Origin of the sequence: Mucilaginibacter angelicae, from assembly GCF_042434235.1 — a bacterium.
In the GTDB taxonomy this organism is placed as follows: Bacteria; Bacteroidota; Bacteroidia; order Sphingobacteriales; family Sphingobacteriaceae; genus Mucilaginibacter; species Mucilaginibacter angelicae.
In genome coordinates this window covers 614,782-639,770 of the sequence record NZ_JBHLTS010000022.1, presented here as the reverse complement: position 1 = coordinate 639,770, position 24,989 = coordinate 614,782, and the positions used below count along the sequence as shown (strand labels likewise).

The window sequence follows — 24,989 nt, the reverse complement described above, 5'->3', positions numbered from 1 at the left end:
CTCGTAGCCAATGCATAAGCGCCATGCAACACGACCACCTAAACGCGACGAAGTTGCCACGCTATCGCTCGCAATGACACGTGGTAAGTACCAATAAACTAATGAACGAGTGAACCAATGAACTAACATCATGATAAAAAACTATTTAAAAGTAACCTGGCGTAATTTGCTACGCAATAAAGCGCATGCGTTTATTAACATGGCAGGGCTTTCGGTGGGCTTGGTGTGCAGCCTGCTGATCATGCTTTGGGTACAAAATGAACTGGATATGGATTCGTGGTTTAAAAACGGATCACGTATTTACTCGGTTTATGAGTTACAGAATTACGATCATAAACTGCATGGTAACTATAATACTCCCGGCCGTACAACCGAGGAAATGAAAAAGACCCTGCCCGAAGTGCAGTACGGCGTAAATATGGGTTTCGACCAATGGGATACTTTCCAGGTGGGCAACAAGATCCTAAAGATCAGCGGCACATCGGCAGGCGAAGATTATTTTAAGATCTTTAGTTTTAAACTGCTGCAGGGCTCAGCCAAAACTGCACTGAATACGCCTGCCAGCTTATCCATCTCGCATAAAATGGCTAACCAGTTTTTCGGAAGCGCGGATGCGGCCATTGGTAAGACCATCCGTTACGAAAACTCCAAAAACTTCACGGTTACTGCAGTTTATGAGGATATGCCAAACAATAGTTCGCAAAAGTTTGATTTTATCATGAACTGGTATCAGTTTCTGGATGAAAATACCTGGGCCCGCGATTGGGGTAACCAGGGGCCAAGTGCCGTTGTTATGCTTCGCCCGGATGCCGACCCGGTAAAATTTGCCAAAAAGATCCCGCACTTTTTAGATACCTATAATGGTACTATCCGCAAAACATCAAACTTTATCATTGACCTGGGCATGATCCGTTATAGCGACGTTTATCTTCGGGGTAATTTTGAAGACGGGAAATTTGTAGGCGGCCGTATTGAGTATGTACGCATTTTCAGTATCGTGGCAGTATTTATCCTGCTGATTGCCTGTATTAATTTTATGAACCTGACTACGGCCCGGTCGGTTAAGCGTGCTAAAGAGATTGGAGTACGCAAAGTAGTTGGGGCTGTGCGCTCGGCTTTGATAGGGCAATTTATTGCCGAATCATTATTGATCACCACACTTTCGGTTGTGGTTTCGCTGGTGCTGCTTGTGGTATTGCTGCCATTTTTTAACCAGGTAACGCAAAAGCAAATTGAACTGCCCTTTTATGATGCTGCTTTTTGGCTTAAGCTGGTAAGTATTACCTTGATAACTGGTCTTGTTTCCGGTAGTTATCCGGCCTTGTTCCTGTCGTCATTTAACCCGGTAAAAGTGCTCAAAGGTGCTTTGAAACTTGATACAGGTACCACCTTATTCCGCAAGGGGCTGGTAGTGTTTCAGTTTGTATTGTCGATTGTGCTCATAACCGGAACCGTAGTTATTTCGGGACAGATGAATTTCATCCAATCAAAAAATTTAGGGTACGACCGTGAAAACCTTGTTTACATCCCGCTTGAAGGTACATTAACAGCCAAATACAGTATTGTTAAACAGGAGGCATTAAAGATGCCGGGTGTACAATCAATTACCCGCATAACCACCACACCTACCAATATTCAAAATGGCACAGGCGGAGTTGATTGGATAGGTAAAGACCCAAATGTTAGTATCCAGTTTACCCAGGCATCGGTAGGGTATGACTTTGTTAAAACAATGAATATTAAAGTGCTGCAGGGGCGCGATTTTTCGAAAGATTTCGCTACGGATTCTGTTGGCTATATCATGAACGAGGCTGCACTGAAAAGGATAGGATATAAAAACCCAATTGGGCAGCCATTAACCTTTTGGGGCAAGCATGGTAAAATTGTGGGGATCATCAAGGATTTTCACTTTAACTCTATGCATGAAGAAATTAAGCCCCTGATATTAAGGTGTGCCGAAAACGAAAACTACGGTAGTATCCTGTTGCGTACCCAACCCGGTAAAACCCGCGAAGCGCTGGCCAGCATGGAAAAGCTGTGCAAACAGCTCAATCCGGCCTTTCCGTTCAATTATAACTTTTCGGATGAGGAATACCAGAAATTGTATCAGAATGAGCAGATCATTGGTAAACTATCAGATGCATTTGCCTTTTTAGCCATTTTTATATCATGCCTTGGCTTGCTTGGCCTGGCCATGTTCACGGCCGAGCAACGGTTTAAAGAGATCGGCATCCGCAAGGTGCTTGGCGCAAGTGTGAGTTCGTTGTTCGGGCTTTTATCATCGGAGTTTATGGTGCTGGTAGTGATAGCCTTGCTTATTGCATCGCCTATAGCATGGTATGCAACTTCAAAATGGTTGCAGGGTTTTGCTTATCGCACGCCGATACAATGGTGGATGTTTGCGCTATCCGGAGCGATGATAATTTTGATAGCCTTGGCAACAGTAAGTTTTCAAAGTATTAAAGCAGCATTGATCAACCCGATAAAGAGTTTGAGAAGCGAGTAGTCTTGATTTTGGAATCCGGATGTTCGATTTCGGAATTAAAGAAATGACATGTTGATAAATTATCAATGAACAACTGAACGAAATACCATGTTAAAGAATTACATCAAAATCGCGTTCCGCAACATTGTTAAAAACAAGGTACATACCTTTATTAACGTTGCGGGTTTATCGGTAGGGATGGCTGTGGCCATGCTTATCGGCCTTTGGATCTGGGATGAACTATCGTTCGATAAATATCATAGCAGCTACAACCGGGTAGGGCAGATTATGGTAACGCAAACGGCCAATAGCGAAACACAAACGTTTGAGTCGACAGTGACGCCTTTGAGCGGCGAGCTCCGTACCAAATATGCCGGGGATTTTAAATACACCGCTTTGGCGTGGTGGGGAGCCCATATCCTTGCTGTGGGAGATAAAAAACTGTCGCAAAGCGGTATGTGGGCCGAAGCCGATCTGCCTGCTATACTTTCGTTAAAAATGCTGAAGGGCAACTATACTGATTTCAGCGACCCCTCATCGTTTATTATATCACAGTCTGTTGCTACCTCGCTGTTTGGCACCGCCAACCCCATCAACAAAATGGTAAAGGTTGATAATAAAACTAACCTGAAGGTTGTGGGTGTATATGAAGACCTGCCACATAATACCTCGTTTTATGAAACAAAGTTTATGCTGCCTTTTCATAACAAGAATAACTGGTGGGGCACCCAAATGGGTGCATGGGATAATCATGGTTGCCGCATTTACACACTCATGACCGACAAGGCCGATTTTGATAAGGTATCAGCCAAAATTAAAAATATTACCAAACCACATTTTAAGATTAATGACGAAACCATACAGGTATTTCCGATGAGTAAATGGCACCTTTATAGCGATTTTAAAAACAGTAAATCTGTTGGCGGCCGTATTGAAATGGTTTGGTTGTTTGGTATTATCGGCGTATTTGTGCTGTTGCTGGCCTGCATCAATTTTATGAACCTGAGCACTGCCCGCAGTGAAAAACGTGCTAAGGAAGTAGGTATCCGCAAAGCTATCGGTTCTATGCGGTCGCAATTAATTAACCAGTTTTTGAGCGAGTCGGTAATGTTCGCTTTTCTGGCTTTGGTGGTTACCTTAGGCATTATTTTGATAACACTGCCTTATTTTAATCAAATTGCCGATAAAGAAATTGCCCTGCCGTTCGCCAATATTTGGTTTTGGATAATGGCTTTAGGGTTTACCGCGTTCACCGGCATTGTAGCAGGCAGCTATCCTGCATTTTACCTGTCGTCGTTTAACCCGGTAAAGGTTTTAAAAGGCACTTTCAGGGTGGGGCGTTTTGCTTCGATGCCACGCAAAGTGCTGGTAGTGGTTCAGTTTACGGTTTCTATTGTGCTCATTATTGGTACTATTATCGTTTTCAGGCAAATCCAGTATGCTAAAAGCCGGCCTATTGGTTATTCACGTGCCGGGTTGATCTCTGTTGAAATGAATACGCCCGAAATCTATGGGCACTATGAAGTAATGCGCCGCGACCTGATCCAGACAGGCGCGGTTGAAGATATGGCCGAATCAAACAGTACCACCACGCAGATCTGGTCGAACAACAGCGGTTTTACCTGGGAGGGCCAGGCACCTGGTTATGATCCAACATTTGGCACCATTGGCGTAACTTATGATTTTGGCCACACTGTTGGCTGGAAGGTAAGCCAGGGTCGCGATTTTTCAAGAAGTTTTCCTACTGATACCGGCGGTCTTATCCTCAATGAATCCGCAGTAAAACTTTCCGGCATTAGAAATCCGGTAGGTAAGGTATTGCGGTGGCAAGGGCAGCCGCATGTCGTTATTGGGGTAGTTAAGGATATGGTGATGGAATCGCCCTACAACAAGCCCGTAGCCACTGTGTTTATGATGCTGCCTGGCTGGGTTAACTTCATCACCCTGCGGGTTAAGCCAACTATGTCCATGCAGGAAGCCCTGAAAAAGATTGAACCGGTATTTAAAAAATACAACCCCGGTAGTCCATTTGATTTTAAGTTTAATGATGACTTATATGCACACAAGTTTTCGGACGAGCAGCGGATAGGCAACCTGGCTACCATATTTGCGGTGCTGGCTATATTTATATCATGCCTTGGGCTGTTTGGCCTGGCCTCGTTTGTTGCCGAGCAGCGTATTAAGGAAATAGGTGTGCGTAAGGTACTTGGCGCTTCGGTGGCCAACCTGTGGCGACTGCTCTCAACCGAGTTTGTAGTATTGGTTACCATATCGCTGTTTATTGCTATACCGGCAGCTTATTACTACATGAGCAACTGGCTACTCAAGTATGAATACCGGTCGACCATTACCTGGTGGATCTTTGCGGCTTCGGGCCTGGGTGCTTTGGTAATTACTTTATTAACAGTTAGCTATCACGCAATAAAGGCGGCTATGGCTAACCCGGTGAAGAATTTGAGGAGTGAATAAGTGATTAGAGGTTGGAGATTAGAGGTTAGGTTTCGGAATTAACAGAATTAGAAATTAAGGAATTCCATAAATTCTTTAATTCCTGAAATTCCGGTTCAGACATATAACATAGCGATAGGCACCAATGAACTAATGAACGAGTGAACCAATGAACAAAATATCATGTTTAAAAATTATTTAACCATTGCGTGGCGAAACCTTGTTAAGAACAAGGCGCATACGTTTATCAATGTTACTGGTCTATCGGTGGGGATGGCGGTGGCTATGCTGATCGGGCTTTGGATTTGGGACGAGCTATCATACAATAAAAATTTTGATAGCCATGACCGCATTGTGCAGGTGTGGCAAAATCAAATGTTTAATGGTGTTACGAGCGCTCAAACCGCTATACCTATCCCGCTTGGTTATAAACTACGGGAGGATTTTAAGCGTGACTTTAAATATGTGGTGCTCTCCACCTGGACAGATACCCACATCATGGCCTATGGCGATAAAAAGCTTACCAAAACAGGTAATTACATGCAGGCCGAAGCGCCCGACCTGCTTACCTTAAAAATGCTGAAGGGTACCCGCTCGGGTTTGACGGACCCTTCGTCAATTATGCTTTCGGCCTCCTTGGCTAAAGCACTTTTTGGTGATGCCGACCCGATGTTAAAAACCGTTAAAATTGATAACGAGTGGAATGTTAAGGTTACCGGAGTGTATGAAGATATTCCGCATAACAGCGATTTTAGGGACCTGGGCTTTGTTGCTCCCTGGGATCTGTATATGACCACTATGCCCTGGTTAAAAAATGCCCGTACCCGCTGGGGCAATAACTCATGGCAAATCTTTGCCCAGCTAAAACCAGGGGCAGATGTGGATAAGGTAACTGCTGAAATCAAAAATTTAAAGCTTGATGGCCTCAAAGCCCAGGGCGATAATGTAGGCGTGAGTTTTAAAGCCGCAGTGTTTTTACATCCCATGGATAAATGGCACCTGTATTCGGAGTTTAAAGATGGCTTTAATACCGGTGGGGATATTAAATTTGTATGGATGTTTGGTATCATTGGCACCTTTGTGCTGTTGCTGGCCTGCATCAATTTCATGAACCTGAGTACCGCCCGCAGCGAGAAGCGCGCCAAGGAAGTAGGCATCCGCAAAACTGTTGGTTCATTAAGGAGCCAGCTCATCACCCAGTTTTTTATCGAGTCGGTATTGATATCGGTGTTCGCTTTTTTGGTTTCGTTGCTGTTAGTGCAATTGATATTGCCATGGTTTAATACCGTGGCCGATAAAACAATGCACGTGCTTTGGGGAAATGTTGTTTTCTGGTTATTGGGTATAGGGTTCAGCATCTTTACCGGTTTAATAGCCGGCAGCTACCCTGCGTTTTACCTGTCGTCGTTTCAGCCGGTTAAAGTGCTGAAGGGTACTTTTAAGGCGGGGCGTTTTGCAGCCATACCGCGCAAGGTGCTGGTTGTGGTACAGTTTACCGTTTCGGTTACGCTGATTATTGGTACCATCATTGTTTTCAGGCAGGTGCAATTTACCAAAAACAGGCCCATAGGCTATGACCGTACCGGCCTGGTGCAGATGGAAATGCGTACAAATGAGATTCACAAGCATTTTGAAGCAGTAAGGAACGACTTGCTTAAATCGGGGGCTATTATTGAAATAGCCGAATCGGGCAGCCCGCTTACGAGTGTTTATTCAAATAACAGCGGCCTTAACTGGCGCGATAAACCGGCCGGTTTGCAGGATGATTTTGGTACCATAACCATTAGTCCGGAGTTTGGGAAAGTGGCCCAGTGGAAGATCATTGAGGGCCGTGATTTTGAACGCAACAATGCTGCTGATTCGTTAAACATGATTGTGAACGAAACCGCTGCCCGTTTCATGAATTTTAAACATGCCGTTGGTGAAACGATTGACTGGGGCAAAAAATTCAAGATCATAGGTGTGATACAGGACATGGTGATGTCATCACCATATGAGCCGGTTAAGGCGTCGATATTTTTGTTGGATAATGATACGCCGGGATTGCTTGATATCAGGCTAAATCCCAAAATGAGCGCTCATGATGCCTTGGGCAGGATAGAAACCGTTTACAAACGATACGCTCCCGGAAGCCCTTTCGAATATAAGTTTACCGATGAGGAATACGCCCGCAAATTCACTAACGAGGAACGGATAGGTAAACTGGCCGGGTTCTTCACCTTGCTGGCTATCTTTATCAGTTGTATGGGCTTGTTTGGTATGGCATCGTTCATGGCCGAGCAACGTACCAAGGAAATTGGCGTACGGAAGGTTTTAGGTGCATCGGTATTTAGCCTGTGGCAATTAATGTCGAAGGATTTTGTAATCCTGGTGTCGATATCGTTATTAGTGGCGATACCTACAGCCTACTACTTTATGCAGGGCTGGCTGAAAGATTATAAATACCAGGCTGATTTGTCATGGTGGATCTTCGGTTTAACGGCCATAGGCGCCATAGTGATCACGCTGCTTACGGTAAGTTATCAAAGCATAAAAGCCGCCACGATGAACCCGGTAAAAAGCTTGAAAACGGAGTAGGGAGATTAGATGAGTATCAAAAATGTCATTGCAAGGCACGAAGCAATCGCACAGAAGCAAATCCGCTCTGTATTGTACGCGATTGCCACGCTTCACTTATAATGACATGATCATACTTTATCCGGCGGCAACAAAATATAACATTCCAGTAACGCTTTGTATTTTACATTTGGGCTTATCTTTACGATACGGGATACAGAAGGAGTTTAAACAATAGAGGTGAAATGAGATTGTTGTAAACTGCAAAAGCCGAAAGGCGAGCTTTCGGCTTTTGCCTTATCCCCGTTTTGAGCTAAAAGCCGAAGGCTTAAAGCAGACTCTCCGGAAGAGTACTATCATACATAAAAGAAAAGAGCCGGAGGATTTGCCTTCAGCTCTTTTTTGTTTTTTAGCTTTCCGCTTTAGCCTTTCAGCCTTAAGCTCAATTAGCAGTATTGTTCAAATGCGTCGATCAGGTTATCGGCAATCATTTGCGCCGGACGGCCTTCAATCTGGTAACGCTCAATCATGTGTACCAGTTTGCCATCTTTAAATAGGGCCATAGCTGGTGATGACGGTGGATAAGGCAGCATATAGTTACGTGCAGTGTCAACCGCATCTTTTTCCATACCGGCAAACACGGTTACCAGTTTATCGGGATGTTTGCCGTTAGCAGCAGCAATTTTAGCAGCCGGGCGTGCATTAGCTGCAGCACAACCGCATACCGAATTAACCATTACAAATACTGTACCTTCGCCTTCAATAGCGTTTTTAACAGCATCAGCATCTTTCAATTCTTCAAAACCAACTTTGGTCAGGTCTTCCCGCATGGGGGTCACTAAATATTCCGGATACATCATCTCTTTTTTGCTTTACAATAAAATCAGTATTACAAAAATAAGAAATGATACTTGGTTTACGTTTATAAAAACTTAATAATAACAATTGGTTGACGAATGCCGTATAACGCTATTCTATTGATAACCTGTTTACATACATTTAATATTGTTTTATTATCGGTAATTTATAACTTGCGTACCCTAACTTATTTAAACTTGATGAAATCTAAAACATCTGATATCAGTACCGTTGTTATCATCAACAAAAACCAGCAGCATACAAAATCACTACAAATAAAAACCAAGCACCTTAACAGGCTTAAGCACTATGCATGGAGTATAGCAACAGTTGTTGCAGTACTTGGCGGCCTGGTGTTTTATCTGCACCATAAAAGCGCTGCACAGGAAGCCGAAAACCTGCAGTTACAGGCGCAAATAGCTAAGCTTAAAGGCACCGTGCCGGTAATTAAAACGCCGGTAAATACACAGGTTACGGCGCAATCATATATCCAGTCTATCGAGGTAAAACTTAAAACTATAAACGAGTATTTAAGAAGGCGGGGCCTTAAGGGTTTCACCATAAAGGGTACCGGTGGCGATAGCAATAAAGAAGGGGTAAAGCTGCCCGATACCGAAGCTTACAGCCTGTACGACGACTATCTTAAACATTTAACAAGCACCATTGCATTTACCCCGATGGGCTACCCGCGGATCAGCTCATTTACCTCGTTTTTTGGTTACCGGAGCGATCCTTTTAATTCGGAACATGCCGAATTTCATCCCGGTATTGATTTTAAAGGAAACCGTGGTGATGAAGTAAAATGTACTGCCAGCGGCAAAGTTGTTTTTGCGGGATGGGCAGGTGGTTATGGTAACTGTATCAGGATAAAACATATTAATGATCTGGAAACCCTGTACGGTCACCTGTCAAAAATTGAAGTAAAGGTTGGTCAGCAGGTTACGGTTGGCGATAACATAGGCAAGGTTGGCTCAACCGGCCATTCAACAGGTACACACCTGCACTATGAAGTACGTAAAAATGGCAGACCAATTAACCCGGTAAATTTTTTAACCCTGAATAAATAAGTTTTAAGTCAGGAGTCTAAAGTCACAAGTCAGTAGTTTGTGATGGATGACCCGTGGCTTTGAGATTAATAGTATTTGACTTAGGACTTACGATTTTGAACTTAAGACTTTAACAATATGGCTATTTTTTCTAAAAAAGATAAGGTTGCGCTCGACCTGCAGGCAATCTCAACCCTCATCAGTGAAGGAAGTGTATTGGAGGGTAATTTAAAAGCCCCGGCATTTGCACGTATTGATGGCCTGGTTAACGGCGATGTAATTATTGATGAAGGCCTGATCCTGGGCGAAAAGGGACAGGTTAAAGGGAACATCAACACCAAAGAAATTGTTGTTTACGGCACTGTAAGCGGTGATATTTTTACCACTTCGCTTGAAATAAGGGCAACAGGCCATATTACAGGTGATATCAAAACACAAAATTTAGTGGTGGAGAATGGCGGGGTTTATAACGGCAACCTGACCATGCAGCAGGGAGAGAAGCAGAAACAATTGCAGGCGTAAGTCTTGTTTTTGTTTTGATATTGAAATCCGTATCTTTATATTATGACTACGATGACTTTAAATGTGCCGGATGCGCTTGAAAAAGCGCATGACGAAACTGTGCGTTTTCTTGCTGCCAAGTTATATGAAGCAGGTAAATTATCGTTAGGGCAGGCTGCCGAAATGTGTGGAATAGACAAGGTTGATTTTCCGGCGGTATTGGCTGAACTGAATGTTAACTATATACAGTATAGCTACGATGATATATTGGCCGATGTAGCCCGGATCAATGGTTGAATACGTTGTTATTACAGATACCAGTTGTTTGATTTTGTTAGATAATATTCAGGCACTGCATATTCTTCAATCTGTTTATAACCACATCATAACCACGGCAGAGGTTGCGGCTGAGTTCAAAAAGCCTTTACCCGAATGGGTACAAGTAATGCCTGTAAGAAATACCCAACTAATAACCATCTACAGCTTGCAGGTTGACATGGGCGAAGCAAGCGCTATAGCTTTAGCACAGGAAGTACCGGATGCTTTACTTATTGTAGATGATTTTAAAGGTCGGCGACTCGCCAGCCAGCTTAATATAAAATTTACCGGTACCTTAGGTGTTTTGATTGCGGCTAAGCAACAAAATAAAATCCCATCGCTCAGGCCATATTTTGAGTTGATTAAGTCAACAAACTTTAGGATAGATCCATTGTTGTTAGAACGGATATTAAAGGACTTAGAAAATTAATATCTATTTAGCTTTTAAGTTGCAAGTTCATTTATCGAACGTCATCAAACACCCAAACCAAACATTTCATTTTCACAAGGATATAAGTTAACTTTGCACTCTCAAAAATAAAAATCGATATGTCATCAGTAGAAACTGCATTCGTTAAATACAAAGTAAAAGATCTGTCGCTGGCAGAGTGGGGTCGCAAGGAAATTGAACTGGCTGAGGCTGAGATGCCAGGCTTAATGGCTTTACGTAAAGAGTATGGCCCAAGCCAGCCGCTTAAAGGCGCAAGGATTGCCGGTTGCTTGCACATGACCATCCAAACCGCTGTTTTAATTGAAACCCTGATTGCACTTGGCGCGGAAGTTACCTGGTCGTCATGTAATATATTCTCAACGCAGGATCATGCTGCTGCTGCTATTGCTGCTGCAGGTATTTCTGTTTATGCCTGGAAAGGTATGAACGCCGAAGAGTTTGACTGGTGCATTGAACAAACTTTATTTTTTGGCGAAGAGCGCCAGCCGCTTAACATGATCCTTGACGATGGTGGTGATTTAACCAATATGGTGTTAGACAGGTTCCCTGAACTTATTGCCGCAATTAAAGGTTTATCAGAAGAAACTACTACCGGTGTACACCGTTTATATGAGCGCATGAAAGCAGGTACCCTGCCAATGCCTGCCATTAACGTTAACGACTCGGTTACCAAATCGAAATTTGATAACAAATACGGTTGCCGCGAATCACTGGTTGATGCTATCCGTCGTGCTACCGACGTAATGATGGCCGGTAAAGTAGCTGTTGTTTGCGGTTACGGCGACGTAGGTAAAGGTTCGGCCGATTCATTACGCAACTCCGGCGTACGTGTTATCGTTACTGAAATTGACCCGATCTGTGCTTTACAGGCAGCAATGGAAGGTTTTGAAGTTAAAAAATTAGGTACTGCTATTAAAGAAGCTGATATCGTTGTTACAGCAACAGGTAACAAAAACATCGTTCGCGAAGAGCACTTCCGTGCTTTGAAAGATAAAGCTATCGTTTGTAACATCGGTCACTTTGATAACGAGATTGACATGGCCTGGTTAAACAGTGCATACGGCAATACCAAAATCGAAATCAAACCACAGGTTGACAAATATACTATTGATGGCAGCGATGTTATCGTATTGGCTGAAGGTCGTTTGGTTAACTTAGGTTGCGCCACCGGTCACCCAAGCTTTGTAATGAGTAATTCGTTCACCAACCAAACTTTAGCTCAACTTGAGCTTTGGACAAACGGCGGTGCTTACGAAAACAAAGTTTACACCCTGCCAAAACATCTTGATGAAAAAGTAGCCCGTCTGCACCTTGCTAAAATTGGTGTTGAACTGGAAGTACTTGACCAGGATCAGGCCGAATACATCGGTGTAACTGTTGAAGGTCCGTTTAAACCGGAGTATTACAGGTACTAATCTTTTAGGTAAAAGGTTAAAGGCGAAAGCTGAAAGGTTTTTGTTTTGAAAATATGAAAGGCATGGTTTTTTAAACCGTGCCTTTTTTGTTTTGTTCCTGTCGATAGCGCAAGTCTTGAGGGTAGGAATAGCGATGGCTCGTGCTTTATTTCTTTTATTTAATGAGGAGCCTTTTATAGCGCAAGTCTTGAGGGACGGAAATAGGGGTGGGAGACTTGTGCTTTCTAAGCTTTAAATGAATGTATTTCGAAAGGCACAAGTCATCCCCTCACAGGCCAGCCACACAAGACTTGCGCCAAAATAGGTGGAGGACTTGTGCTTTCTATGCTTTAAATGCTGAATGTATTTCGAAAGGCACAAGTCATCCTCTCACAGGCCAGCCACACAAGACTTTCGCAAAAAACAGCTTTCTTTATAGTATTTTAATTATTTTCAGTAACCCAACTCGAAAAGCACAAGTCATCCTCCCGAAGGCCAGGCACACAAACGTGATTGTATGGGGAACTGTTATTAAGTTTTATAGCGCCGGCGAAGCAGGGATCCTTCCTGTTTTGGGATGTTGCCATTACATGCATCTACCTTACATTGTTATTTATTGTTGCGATTGTTACTGCAATCAGAACTGCTGTAAAAGATCAGACTAAACCATAAAACATTCTAAACTGCAAATGCGATTTCTCCGACTTCTACAGTACAAATTATCCGCTACATACCAGCCTTACAAGATTCGTGCAAAAGAATTCCTGTGTTTTTAAGGTACCTTGACTTAAAACATTGTTTACACTTAAGTAATCTTGTTTTAACATGCAACGGGGTTTATATGTGAATTGGGTTTCAATTGTGAATTTTTTCGTAAATAATATGAAAAACTGAGAAATTAATATCAAGGAATACTATCCGATACAAAAGAATTAAATTGTAACAAACGCGATACAAATATTAAAAATCATATTAAATTTACAATTCAATAACGGGTGTCCAAACCCGGATTTGTGATAAGGTTTAGGTTTAAAGCCCCATGCAGCGAGTGCTATGGGGCTTTTATTTTGCCTGCCTTGTCCTAAAGGCAACAAGTCATCCGCCCGCATGCCAACCAAACAAGACTTGCGCCAGAAAGGGGCTTTAATTTGTTGCTTAGAAAGACTTACGGAGTTTTTAAAACTTCGTAAGTCTGCATGTCTACTGCTAACTGCCACTGCCTACTGCTAACTAAACCTTACGGCGCTTCGCTAAACTCTTCATCCACACTTTCGCGTAAATCATACAGCAACCATTGTTTACCGGCAATTGACCGTGTTTTTGATTGTAACAGTTTTATAAAATCATTGACTCCAACAGGTTCGTTGCCATTACCGTGAATAAGTACAATACTCCCGTTTTGAGGCTGCTGACCTTTAGCCAGCCAGGCATCAGTACCCACCGGGATAAGGCCAAAGTTGGTGATCTGGTATACCAACTGCTGATCGGACACGAGGCCGGGGAACCTGAAAAATACAGAGGGTAACAGCCCATTACGCAGCATAGCCTTCTCCGTTTCCAGTACTTCATAATTGATATCGGTGCCTGGTTCAAGTAAAAAATTTTCTTTAAGCGGAGCTTTCAGGCTTACCCGGTGATTGAAGGAATGATTAATCCAGGTAATATAGATCTCGCGGTTGGCCTGCATTTGTTTTAGCCAGGCCAGGTCCTGCGGGTGCTGGCGCATCCAAATACCGGTTACAGAAAGTGCTATCGGCACCGGGCGCTCTACCTTTTTAAATTCAGTAAAAATATCAGTGAAAATGCGTTTATCCAGCGGGCGGTGCGATGGGCATAGATCGGCAGTGAGGCTGATGCCGGTTTGTTTGGGGATGCCGCTTTCAATGCCTGCATCCTGGATACTTATGGATTGTTTTTCGGCTTTGTCGAGTGCTTTTTTATAGGGTGTGCTTTTAAAAAAATCACGGGCCTGCTCCATGGTCATGGGTTTTACCTGGTAAAAACTGCTTTCGTTTATCTTGGTTTCGAGCGTTTGCGGGTTTACCATCAGCAGGTAATTGCGCCCTTCATTATCAAAACGACGCAGGATCATCCAATCCTGCGGATAGTTATGCGCCCAACCATAGTAAACTTTGTAGTTTTCGATTTTGCGGTAGATGGTTTGCGAAAACGCATCTGTGTAAATACCTGCTGCCAGAAAAAGGGATAATATTATTTTATTGAGCTGTTGGTTCATTAGTTTTAGTTCTCCAGTTTTTGCCCGTAAGGATACTGCTTACAACCAATATTAACATAAAAATGATGATAAAAGTTATTACATAATGATCAAAATGCGGACGTTCTGATAACAGGGAAATTGGCTGTTGTTTAGGAAGTGCAGAAAGGGGAGGATAAATTGTCCATCCGTTGCCTGCGGGAATTGCTTCCTGTTCAAAAAACAAAACTATTTTGTAAATCTCAAGAGTTAAAATTATTAAAAATAGATTGCTTATTATCAGTATGATATTTAAAATAGGCTTTTTAAAGCGGTTAATTATTGCCCGAATCAAATAAACAACAACTGTAAGTAGTATAAAGGGAAATAACGTAAAATTTATCCAGCTGAAAGGAAGTGAGAAATAGGTGTCATGTGGTGAAATATCTAAACTTATATTCCCAAAAAAGATACCCAATAAAAAACGTATACCGATAACTATGAATAAATACAGGGCTATTAGTATAGCCAGCTCGATAACAAATTGTTTAGGCTTCATGGTTTAAAGTTAAATATATCGGGCAATTTATCTAAATGATGTATAACTTTGAAGTATGACCCGTCTATCTGTCAATATCAACAAAATAGCCACGCTTCGTAATTCGCGTGGTGGTAATAATCCTGATCTGATCCAGGTTGCAAAAGATTGTGAACGTTTTGGTGCGCAGGGGATAACTGTGCATCCGCGGCCCGATGAACGCCATATCCGTTATAACGATGTATTTGAGCTCAAAAAAATTGTTACCACCGAGTTTAATATCGAAGGCAATTGCCAGGAACAAAAATTTATCGACCTGGTGCTGGCCAATAAGCCTGAGCAGGTTACCCTGGTACCCGATGTATTAGGGCAGATCACCTCAAACCACGGCTGGGATACCATCACCAACTATCATTATTTAAAAGATATGATAGCGGTATTTAAAGAAGCCGGTATCCGGGTATCTATTTTTGTTGATCCCCTGCCAGAAATGGTTGAAGGCGCTGCTAAAACAGGCACCGACCGTATTGAGCTTTATACTGAAGGGTACGCCACCCATTATCACCAGGGAAAAGAACTTGCTATTGCTCCTTATGTTGAGGCTGCAAAAGTAGCTCAAAGTGTTGGCCTTGGCATCAATGCAGGGCACGACCTTGATTTGCATAACCTGAAATATTTTGCCGAAAACATACCCGGCCTGCTTGAAGTAAGTATTGGTCATGCCCTGGTAAGCGACGCCTTATATTACGGTTTGGAAAATACCATCCAGATGTACCTGAGGCAACTGGCTTTACCTGATAATAGTTAAATTTCCCGACCGGATCCCGCAGCTGCTATTAAGGTTAACAATGTAATAGTAGGTGCCGCATGGTAGTTTACGGCCGTTTTGCGTGCCGTTGAAAGGATGGGCATATCCTTTTGAATCAAATACATTTTGCCCGTAACGGTTAAATATTTTAATTGTTGCAGCCGGGTAATTTTCAATGCCAGGTATTTGCCAGTAATCATTTTCACCATCGGCATTAGGGGTTATTACATTGGCTATGCTCAGGTTTGAAAGGCCTACGCTTATGTCAACTTTTGTACGGGTGCTTTCGCACGCGTTATTAAACTGGCTTATGTAATAACTCCGGTTTGCAGTAACGTTCACTTTAAATTTGCCATTAGCTTCCTCATCGAGCGGTGTGGCATCGGTTTCATTAGCATAAAGCCTGTAGGTAGATGTTGCTACAGGGGCATTTACCGGTATTATGGCTTCGCCGGGGCCGCATAACTGGAAACTGCTCACCGATGGCGGATCGAGTACAAGCTCCTGGTTAAGAAGGGTAACGTGATACGGTATAGCACAGCCTTCCGGGTCGACGGTGAGGGTATAGGTACCGCCGGGAAGATTGTCAATATCCAGCGTGCTGCCTACATTATCCCCGGCTTCATTTGTCCATTTTAATGGCGGCGTGGCATCATTGGTATTTATTAGTTTTAAGTTACTGATGCTGCCGTTGGCCGCATCACAGGAGGCATTGACTTTTTGAAGCCCTGAATCATCTATACCTGGATTTGAGCTTGTTAAAGTTACCGGGATAGATTGAGCAAAACAATTGCCGTTATAACATTTGGCATAATAGGTGCCGGCACTGGCATTTACCAGCTTAGGGCCTCCCGACTGTACCAATTGGTTCTGATCGTTATACCAGTCTACCCCGATAACATTCTTTAAATTTTGCAGGGTAATTGATCCGTTATTTTTAAAACAAGTTGGATTAACCTTAACGTAATCGGCTGCTGCTGATGAAATGAAGGGCTGGGTATATTCAGACGAACTATTATTAAGCGTGGCATTTGCCACCAGCTTTTTATTGTGAAGATCGCCGTTAAGTTTCCAGTTCCCCCCGGCATCGGCAGTAACTGTAGCCAGGTATTGTACCGGGTTGCAAACGGAGCAATCGGTATTATCATTATAAATGTAAACAGCGGCCCCGGGCGATGCTGTTCCTGAAAATTCGGTGGCATTATTTACAAGTACATTAATATTGGGGATATCCGTGCCCTGTGATATGAGATAAGGTATTGTATTACAGGAGATACTGTTTTTAGCTATAGTGATATTGGTTGATTCGACCGAATAGAACGCGCCGCCATCATTGCTGAAAATATTGATATCATTATCATTATCATCGCCTATAAATGCATTGCTGCATTTAAATAACGACATGCCCGAATTACCTTGTATACTGCTTGGTATGCTGCTTTGTTTATTGCGTACAAACGAGAACCCGTTTACCGATACAAACTGAAATGTTGTAGCGCAAAAATCATTGTCGGTTATCTGTGCGTTGCTTCCCTGGAACCGTAAAAGGATTGAGCCGCCACCGCGGTTGTACTGTCCGTTTACATCAAGCGAAAGCGAATTATTGATAAATTTATTATCAATCCCGTTCAGGGCCACAGCTGTGGCTAAATAGTTTCTGTCTTGTGATGCGTTGCCTCCTACTATTGAATTATCAGCAGTGATATCAAGCGCATAGCCTAATTCAAAAACATTTGTTCCAGATTCATCGTAACCAATAAAGTTTGATTTGATAACTATGTTATCGTTGTTTTTTGAATCGGTTAATGAGTTGGTACCGCAATAAACGCCATAGATATTATCGCTGAAAACGTTTCCTTTACCTGGTGCGCCTATGGTGATATTGGTGCAATCATAAGCTGATATAGCAGTAAAAAGAAGGTTCCCGTTAAAATTTGTCAGTGTGCCATTGTACCCTTTTATACACAGGCCATAAATTTCAACATCGGTAACTTCGGTCATGATCAATGCGCCTGCTTTGGTGCCCGGGAAAGTATAACTTACATCAGGTATTATATAAACCCTGGCGTCGCTTTTACCAAGTTTTTGCCCCGGTTGTGTGCTTCCGTCAATAATTAGGTTTGAGGTAACCTCGGGTAATTGGGTAAACAACGTTATAGGGGCCTGACTGGGCAGATTAAAATTAATAACATCCTGCTGAACGGTTCCGTTGGCCGCGGCTTTAGTAAGGGCATCGCGCAAGGTACCCGGCCCGGCATCGGCATTACTGGTAACGGTAAATACCGATGACCATGCACGCACACTGGCCAGCAAAAAAAATATAAACAGAAACAACCTGTGTTTCATGACGCCGCCTTAATCTGAATGTTAGTTTATAAATTAATTGGTTTATATGTTGGGAGGTGTTGCCCGCCAGTAAGTTACGATTTTTACGGGGATTTAAAATAAGGAGTATATAAACCCAATGGATAATGCATTTTTTTACTGTAAATGTACTGTCAATATCATATTACCTAATTGTTACTCATATTGTAAAACCGTACCTTTGCGGTAAATTTAAGAGGGACGATTAATTCATGAAGTTGAGTACAACCTATCAGGAGCAGTTTCAGTCGAGGCACATTGCTCCAAGTGCGGCCGACACGGCCAAAATGTTAAAAACCATCGGTGTAAATTCACTTGATGAATTAATAGGGCAAACAATACCGCAAAAGATCAGGCTTACCAAACCGCTTAACCTGCCTGCAGCAAAAAGCGAGTTCGATTACCTGAACACTTTAAGGCAAACTGCTTCAAAAAACAAAGTTTTCAAGTCATTTATCGGCAAAGGTTACTATGATGTAATTGTACCGGGCGTTATTCAGCGTAATATTCTTGAAAACCCCGGCTGGTATACACAGTACACCCCGTACCAGGCCGAAATTGCGCAGGGCCGCCTGCAGGCTTTGTTAAATTTCCAGACCATGGTTATTGACCTTACCGGTATGGAAATTGCCAATGCTTCATTGCTTGACGAAGGTACGGCTGCTGCCGAAGCTATGTTTATGCAGTACAGCCTTCGCAAAAACAACAGTGCCAATGTTTTCTTTGTTTCGGAAGAATTGTTTCCGCAAACCATTGATATTTTAAAAACCCGCTCAGAGCCTTATGGCATTGAGTTAAGAATAGGCGACCACCGTACCGTTGAATTAACCGACGATATGTTTGGCGCCATAGTACAATACCCCGCCGGTAATGGTGCAGTTTATAACTATGCTGATTTTGCTGCAGAAGGGCATCAAAAAGGCATTAAACTTACTGTTGTTGCCGATATCATGAGCCTTGCCCTGTTAACGCCTCCGGGCGAATGGGGTGCCGACATCGTTGTTGGTTCATCGCAGCGTTTTGGTGTGCCGATGGGTTTTGGTGGCCCGCATGCCGCTTTCTTTGCAACTAAAGAAGAGTATAAACGTTCACTCCCGGGCCGCATTATCGGTGTTACTATCGATAGCGCCAATAACTATGCCCTGCGTATGGCGCTGCAAACCCGCGAGCAGCACATCCGCCGCGATAAGGCAACTTCAAATATCTGTACTGCACAGGCACTATTAGCCATTATGGCCGGTATGTACGCCGTGTACCATGGTCCCGATGGCATCAAACTTATTGCCGAAAGGATTCATGGTTTAGCAGTGTTAGCAGCCAAAACCTTAGGACAGCTTGGCTATGAGCAGTTAAATGAAGCTTATTTTGATACCGTTAAGTTTGATGTAGGCCATCTTGCTGGCCCTATTCATTCTGAGGCTTTAAATAACGAAATGAACCTGAACTATGAAGGTTCGATAGTTACCATTGCAATTGACGAAACAACTTCGGTTGAGGATATCAAAACCATGGTAAGGTTCTTCGCCAAAGTAAAAGGCAAAACGCTTAACGATGTTGATTTTGACGGCATCAATGCAAGCCTTGAAACGGTTATTCCAACAGAGCTTCAGCGTACTTCGGCTTACTTAACCCACAGTTTGTTCAATACCCACCGGTCTGAACATGAAATGCTGCGTTATATCAAATCATTAGAGGCAAAAGATCTTTCTTTATGTCACTCGATGATAGCTTTAGGTTCATGTACTATGAAACTGAATGCTACTACCGAAATGGTGCCTGTTACTTGGGCCGAGTTTAGCAAAATTCACCCTTTTGCACCAACCGATCAGGTTGGCGGTTATATGCAGCTGTTTGATGAGATCAACAACTGGTTGAGCGAGATCACCGGTTTTGCAGCGATGAGCCTGCAGCCAAATGCCGGCGCTCAAGGCGAATATGCTGGTTTAATGGTGATCCGTGCCTATCATCATGACAGGGGTGATACCCACCGCAACATTGCTTTAATCCCATCATCAGCACACGGTACAAACCCTGCATCGGCAGCTATGGCCGGTATGAAGATAGTGGTGGTTAAATGCGACGATAACGGTAACATTGATGTTGCCGATATGCGCGCCAAAGCTGAGCAATATAAAAATGAACTTTCATGTTTGATGGTTACTTACCCATCAACCCACGGAGTATTTGAAGAAAGCATCATCGAAATTTGCGAGATCATTCATGAAAATGGCGGCCAGGTTTATATGGACGGCGCTAACATGAATGCCCAGGTTGGTTTAACCAGTCCGGCCAATATCGGTGCCGACGTTTGTCACCTTAACCTGCATAAAACATTCTGTATCCCTCACGGTGGCGGCGGTCCTGGCATGGGCCCTATTGGTGTTGCAAAGCACCTGGTGCCTTATTTGCCAGGCCATGCTGTAGTTGATATCGACAGGGGTAAATCAATCCATGCCGTTTCTGCAGCGCCATGGGGCTCGGCTTCAATCCTGATCATATCACATGCTTATATTGCTATGATGGGCGCCGAAGGCTTAACTAACGCCACCCGTTACGCTATCCTGAATGCCAACTACATTAAAGCAAGGCTGCAGGAACATTACCCGGTATTGTACACTGGTGCCAACAACCGCTGTGCACACGAAATGATACTGGATTGCCGCTCATTTAAATCAGCAGGCATCGAGGTTACAGATATTGCCAAACGCTTAATGGATTACGGTTTCCACGCGCCAACAGTTTCGTTCCCGGTAGCGGGTACGGTAATGGTTGAGCCAACTGAATCAGAACCAAAGCACGAGCTTGACCGCTTTTGCGATGCCATGATCTCTATCCGTCATGAAATTGCTGATGTGGTTGATGGCTTATCTGATAAAACAAACAACCCGTTAAAAAATGCACCTCATACCGTAGCTGTAATAACCGGCAACGAATGGGAGCACCCATATAGCCGTCAAAAAGCTGCATTCCCGCTGCCTTACGTAGCTGCCAATAAATTCTGGCCTTCGGTAGGCCGGGTTAATGATACCTATGGCGACAGAACGCTGATCTGTTCATGCCCTCCGCTTGAAGAGTATGAATTTGAAGAAAGCGTGATTGAATAAGCGATAAAATGTGCAGATTATAGATGTGCAAATGTGCAGGTGAACGATGTTTATCTGCACATTTTTTATTTTGCACATCTATCATCTGTATATTTTGTATTCATTTGCACATCTGAAATCTGTACATTTAAAAGATGTGCAAATTATAAATGTGCAAATGTGCAGATGATGATGAATTGTCTGCACATTTTTTATTCATTTGCACATCTGAAATCTGCACATTTAAGAATCTAAAGCATGATTGCCCAAACCCCACAACCTCCCTACTACGCAGTGATATTTACTTCTGTACGCACCAATATTGACGAAGGCTACGGCGATATGGCTGTTGAAATGGTTGAACTGGCCCGGCAGCAGGAAGGTTTCCTGGGTGTTGAGTCGGCGCGTAACAATGTCGGAATTACGGTGTCTTATTGGGAGTCGGTGGATGCCATTAAGAATTGGAAAGCTAATGCAAGGCACTTGTTTGCCCAGCAGCAGGGACGCGATAAATGGTACCTGAATTATAAGGTGCGCATTTGCCGGGTTGAACATGATTATACTTTTTAAATCATAGTATCTACGGTTAGTTTTTTACCTTAGGTTTCCCAATTTTTATACTTTATTTAATTTCCTGACTAAAATAAAATGCCCCATAAATGGGTTATTTAAATGAATTTTGCGAGATCCACATTTTTAGGATTTACAACTATAAGGAATATAACTTTTTAAATCGTGGCCTCGTATAAAGAGGGAGTGCTTAAATTATAGATATGAACATTAACAATAAAGCCATTAGTGTATTACTGGTTGATGATGACGAGATAAACAACTTCATCTCCATAAAACTGATAAAGAAAGCTTTACTGAACACAGAAATTATGGCTTGCCTGAACGGGAAATATGCTATAGAGCAGCTTTCAGATATTCAGCGTAAAGACCCTAATAAACTGCCCGATTATATTTTACTTGATATTAATATGCCCATTATGAATGGCTGGGAATTTTTGGATGAGTATAAGCGCCTCAATCTTGATCCCCTGGGTAAAAGCAAAATCTATATCATTTCATCATCCGTTTTCAGCAACGATATCAACAAAGCGCGTTCATACCCCCTGGTGAAGGATTTTATCTCCAAGCCGCTTAACGTTGAAAAAATAAAGGAACTTTTTGAGGTAGCTACAGAAAGCTAAACCGGTTTAACTTTAAAGTGGTCGCCTTCTGTTTCAACCGTTCCGATAGCAAATGATTTGGAATGGTAAAACAGGCATTTCCAGCCTTCGGCGGCGGCCTTTTTTCCGTATTCTTCACGCAGCATCATAGCCTTGCGGCCATCCATGTCGTACTTGGCTATGAACTTTCTTAGTAACTGCTCAGGCTCGGGAAGCTCGTCGCCGCCAAAAAATACTTTTTCGCCTTCCATATCAAACCAAAATACCTGGTGTGCGGGGCAGTGACCGCCCGAGTGCTCATACCTGATACCGGGTTTAAACTCGCCATTGCCTTCAATAAAAGTGATCCTGGCGCTTGCCTGCAAAGCTTCAAATATTTCGACATGGTATGATGAGCCTTTGCCGCTGATCCCAAATTCCCATTCCTGTTTATTGATCACATGCTCGGCCTGCGGAAAGCTCGGTACTAACTTACCATTGCGCTCCACTACCAAACCGCCCGAATGGTCATAATGTAAGTGCGACATCATCACCAACGTAACATCATCCGGATCAAAACCTGCGTTGCGGATGTTTTGATGCAACATCAGTTCATCGCGGGTATCTTTAAAACCAAGCCCGGTATCCAATACTATCAGGTCGGTTCTTGTTTTGATGAGGAAAGGGTTAACGTGGATGAACAATGAAGCCGGACGATCCTTTGGGTTATCCATTTCCGGGTTGAAGGGGATAAATTTCTTGGTTGCATCAACCGAATACGAACCCTCACCTAAAGCAAAAAATTCCATAGTAAACGTAGTATCAGATTTTGAATGTACCTTTGGCTCTTTAACAGAGCATAAGTATATTTACTGTTTCAAGCTGCAAAGATATGAATAAACGTTGGGCGCTAAAGGATAATACAAACCATGATGATGTAATAAAATTAGCCGCCGAACTCAACATCGATACCGTTTTAAGCTCCATGCTTGTGCAGCGCGGTATCACTACCTTTGAAGATGCCCGTTATTTTTTCAGGCCCGATCACCGGCACCTGCACGACCCATTCCTGATGAAGGATATGGAAAAGGCTATTCTCCGCATTGAGCAAGCCTTTGCCGCGGGCGAAAAGATCATGATCTACGGTGATTATGATGTAGATGGCACCACAGCTGTCGCGCTAACCTACAGCTTTTTCAAAAAGCTTTATCCTAACATCGATTATTATATCCCCGACCGCTATAAGGAAGGTTACGGGATCTCGGCACAGGGAATTGACTATGCTGCTGAGCACGGTATTACCCTGATCATAGCGCTTGACTGTGGCATTAAATCAATTGATAAAATTGATTATGCTAATGAAAAAGGCATCGATTTTATTATCTGCGATCACCACTTACCAGGAGCTTCAATCCCGGCCGCGGTAGCAGTACTTGACCCCAAACGTGAGGATTGCGAGTACCCTTATAAAGAATTATCGGGCTGCGGTATTGGCTTTAAGCTGATCCAGGCCTATGCCGAAAAGAACGATATCCCTGTTGAAGAAGTGAACTGTTACCTCGACCTGGTGGTGATCAGCATCTCATGTGATATTGTTCACATCACCGGCGAAAACCGGGTGTTAGCACACTTCGGTCTGCAAAAAATAAATACCGATCCGTGTATCGGTGTTAAAGCTTTGATGGAGATAGCTAGCCGCACGGGGACCTATACCATATCGGATGTGGTATTTTTGCTTGGTCCGCGGATAAATGCTGCCGGCAGGATAGATGATGCCAAACATGCTGTTGAATTGCTGATAGCTACGGATAAAGACGTTGCCAAAGAAAAAAGCGCCATGATCAACGTGCGCAATACCGAACGAAAAGGACATGACCTTACCATTACCGACGAAGCGCTTGGTATGATAGAAAATGATGAGGTGCTGGTTGCCCGTAAATCAACCGTGGTTTTCAATGAAAGCTGGCACAAGGGCGTAATCGGCATTGTGGCATCGCGCCTTACCGAAAAATATTATCGCCCAACTATTGTTCTTACCCGCTCAAACGGGCATGTGGCCGGTTCGGCCCGTTCTGTTTTGGGATATGACCTGTACGAGGCCCTTTGCGGTTGCAAAGATCTGCTGATCCAGTTTGGCGGGCATAAGTATGCAGCCGGTTTGACAATGGAGCCCGAAAATTTGGAAGCTTTTATTGAAAGGTTTGAAGAGGTAGTAAGTTCGACGATAAAACCGGAACAATTAATACAGCAGATACAAATTGACGCCGAATTACGTTTAAGCCAGATAGAACCCAAATTTTTCAGGATCTTGAATCAGTTTGCTCCTTTCGGCCCTGAGAATATGGCGCCGGTTTTCATAAGTAAAAATGTGTATGTTAGTGGTAACGCCGGTTTGGTGGGTGGCTCGCACATTAAAATGAGCGTAATGCAGGAAGATTCGGCAGTATTTGATTGCATAGCCTTTAACCACGGCCAGTACCTGGAACAATTAAAACAGGGCATGCCGTTTGAAATGTGTTACTCGATAGAAGAAAACGTTTGGCGCGAAAGAAGAACGATACAGTTGAATGTGAAGGGGATACGATTTAGTGGTTAGAGGTTAGCGATTGGAGATTGGTTTTTAGCTTTGCCGGGGATGTTGAGGGGGGCCGCGTTAGGGATTGTAGTGGAAAGCCCACAGCGTTGGAAATGAGGGCAGGAAAGGCGAGGACTTGGAACGAAAAGCCCGGGCCGCAGGTAACGCCCATATTTATAAAGTTGATCGGAAAATATATTTGATAATCAATAATTATAA

General features: G+C 43.2%; 18 protein-coding genes. 13 read left to right on the top strand and 5 right to left on the bottom strand.

The features are described 5' to 3' along the window. Nucleotides 1-130: 130 nt before the first annotated feature. From ACFFGT_RS14845 to ACFFGT_RS14835, 3 genes are all read left to right on the top strand, one after another. Nucleotides 131-2,506, top strand: a complete 2,376-nt coding sequence (locus ACFFGT_RS14845; RefSeq protein ID WP_377023317.1) for an ABC transporter permease — start codon at nucleotides 131-133, stop codon at nucleotides 2,504-2,506. Between the two features lie 87 nt (nucleotides 2,507-2,593). Further along, nucleotides 2,594-4,954 (top strand): ABC transporter permease, encoded by a 2,361-nt coding sequence (locus ACFFGT_RS14840; protein WP_377023316.1) that lies wholly within the window; start codon nucleotides 2,594-2,596, stop codon nucleotides 4,952-4,954. Nucleotides 4,955-5,116: 162 nt separating this feature from the next. Next, a complete protein-coding gene (locus ACFFGT_RS14835; protein ID WP_377023315.1) occupies nucleotides 5,117-7,510 on the top strand; it encodes an ABC transporter permease in 2,394 nt (797 codons plus the stop codon). A 425-nt stretch (nucleotides 7,511-7,935) separates the two neighbouring features. Here ACFFGT_RS14835 and ACFFGT_RS14830 read toward each other — a convergent pair whose 3' ends face one another. After that, nucleotides 7,936-8,346, bottom strand: a complete 411-nt coding sequence (locus ACFFGT_RS14830; RefSeq protein WP_377023749.1) for a BrxA/BrxB family bacilliredoxin — start codon at nucleotides 8,344-8,346, stop codon at nucleotides 7,936-7,938. A 201-nt stretch (nucleotides 8,347-8,547) separates the two neighbouring features. Here ACFFGT_RS14830 and ACFFGT_RS14825 point away from each other — a divergent pair, with 201 nt between their 5' ends. From ACFFGT_RS14825 to ahcY, 5 genes are all read left to right on the top strand, one after another. Continuing rightward, nucleotides 8,548-9,414 carry a M23 family metallopeptidase gene (locus ACFFGT_RS14825; RefSeq protein WP_377023314.1) on the top strand — a complete coding sequence of 289 codons (867 nt, stop codon included), beginning with the start codon at nucleotides 8,548-8,550 and terminating at the stop codon, nucleotides 9,412-9,414. Between the two features lie 117 nt (nucleotides 9,415-9,531). Then, nucleotides 9,532-9,915, top strand: coding sequence for a bactofilin family protein (locus tag ACFFGT_RS14820; protein WP_377023313.1), 384 nt, complete (start codon nucleotides 9,532-9,534; stop codon nucleotides 9,913-9,915). Between the two features lie 42 nt (nucleotides 9,916-9,957). Further along, on the top strand, nucleotides 9,958-10,191 hold the full coding sequence (locus ACFFGT_RS14815) for a UPF0175 family protein (RefSeq protein ID WP_377023312.1): 234 nt from the start codon (nucleotides 9,958-9,960) through the stop codon (nucleotides 10,189-10,191). After that, the gene (locus ACFFGT_RS14810) at nucleotides 10,184-10,642 is read left to right on the top strand and encodes a PIN domain-containing protein (RefSeq protein ID WP_377023311.1); all 459 of its coding nucleotides are present in this window, start codon (nucleotides 10,184-10,186) and stop codon (nucleotides 10,640-10,642) included. Before ACFFGT_RS14815 ends, ACFFGT_RS14810 begins: the two co-directional genes overlap by 8 nt. 119 nt (nucleotides 10,643-10,761) lie before the next feature. Then, nucleotides 10,762-12,078 carry an adenosylhomocysteinase gene (gene ahcY / locus ACFFGT_RS14805; protein ID WP_377023310.1) on the top strand — a complete coding sequence of 439 codons (1,317 nt, stop codon included), beginning with the start codon at nucleotides 10,762-10,764 and terminating at the stop codon, nucleotides 12,076-12,078. A 1,216-nt stretch (nucleotides 12,079-13,294) separates the two neighbouring features. On the opposite strand, the gene ACFFGT_RS14800 is transcribed toward ahcY, so the two are convergent. After that, the gene (locus ACFFGT_RS14800; protein ID WP_377023309.1) at nucleotides 13,295-14,293 is read right to left on the bottom strand and encodes a polysaccharide deacetylase family protein; all 999 of its coding nucleotides are present in this window, start codon (nucleotides 14,291-14,293) and stop codon (nucleotides 13,295-13,297) included. After that, on the bottom strand, nucleotides 14,274-14,810 hold the full coding sequence (locus ACFFGT_RS14795) for a hypothetical protein (RefSeq protein ID WP_377023308.1): 537 nt from the start codon (nucleotides 14,808-14,810) through the stop codon (nucleotides 14,274-14,276). Before ACFFGT_RS14795 ends, ACFFGT_RS14800 begins: the two co-directional genes overlap by 20 nt. A gap of 55 nt (nucleotides 14,811-14,865) precedes the next feature. Between ACFFGT_RS14795 and ACFFGT_RS14790 the strand changes: the two genes are divergently transcribed. Further along, nucleotides 14,866-15,597 carry a pyridoxine 5'-phosphate synthase gene (locus ACFFGT_RS14790; protein ID WP_377023307.1) on the top strand — a complete coding sequence of 244 codons (732 nt, stop codon included), beginning with the start codon at nucleotides 14,866-14,868 and terminating at the stop codon, nucleotides 15,595-15,597. Here the strand turns inward: ACFFGT_RS14790 and ACFFGT_RS14785 are convergent. Continuing rightward, on the bottom strand, nucleotides 15,580-17,943 hold the full coding sequence (locus tag ACFFGT_RS14785) for a T9SS type B sorting domain-containing protein (protein ID WP_377023306.1): 2,364 nt from the start codon (nucleotides 17,941-17,943) through the stop codon (nucleotides 15,580-15,582). The genes ACFFGT_RS14790 and ACFFGT_RS14785 overlap by 18 nt on opposite strands. 230 nt (nucleotides 17,944-18,173) lie before the next feature. Here ACFFGT_RS14785 and gcvP point away from each other — a divergent pair, with 230 nt between their 5' ends. The 3 genes from gcvP (at nucleotide 18,174) to ACFFGT_RS14770 (ending at nucleotide 22,237) form a co-directional block, all read left to right on the top strand. Further along, on the top strand, nucleotides 18,174-21,065 hold the full coding sequence (gcvP, locus tag ACFFGT_RS14780) for an aminomethyl-transferring glycine dehydrogenase (RefSeq protein WP_377023305.1): 2,892 nt from the start codon (nucleotides 18,174-18,176) through the stop codon (nucleotides 21,063-21,065). Nucleotides 21,066-21,302: 237 nt separating this feature from the next. Further along, nucleotides 21,303-21,614 carry an antibiotic biosynthesis monooxygenase family protein gene (locus tag ACFFGT_RS14775; protein WP_377023304.1) on the top strand — a complete coding sequence of 104 codons (312 nt, stop codon included), beginning with the start codon at nucleotides 21,303-21,305 and terminating at the stop codon, nucleotides 21,612-21,614. 203 nt (nucleotides 21,615-21,817) lie between these two features. Beyond that, nucleotides 21,818-22,237: a response regulator gene (locus ACFFGT_RS14770; RefSeq protein WP_121233748.1), complete on the top strand. Its 420-nt coding sequence runs from the start codon at nucleotides 21,818-21,820 to the stop codon at nucleotides 22,235-22,237. Here the strand turns inward: ACFFGT_RS14770 and ACFFGT_RS14765 are convergent. Further along, on the bottom strand, nucleotides 22,234-23,004 hold the full coding sequence (locus tag ACFFGT_RS14765; protein ID WP_377023303.1) for an MBL fold metallo-hydrolase: 771 nt from the start codon (nucleotides 23,002-23,004) through the stop codon (nucleotides 22,234-22,236). The genes ACFFGT_RS14770 and ACFFGT_RS14765 overlap by 4 nt on opposite strands. 83 nt (nucleotides 23,005-23,087) lie before the next feature. Here ACFFGT_RS14765 and recJ point away from each other — a divergent pair, with 83 nt between their 5' ends. Beyond that, on the top strand, nucleotides 23,088-24,791 hold the full coding sequence (gene recJ, locus ACFFGT_RS14760) for a single-stranded-DNA-specific exonuclease RecJ (RefSeq protein ID WP_377023302.1): 1,704 nt from the start codon (nucleotides 23,088-23,090) through the stop codon (nucleotides 24,789-24,791). Nucleotides 24,792-24,989: the final 198 nt, after the last annotated feature.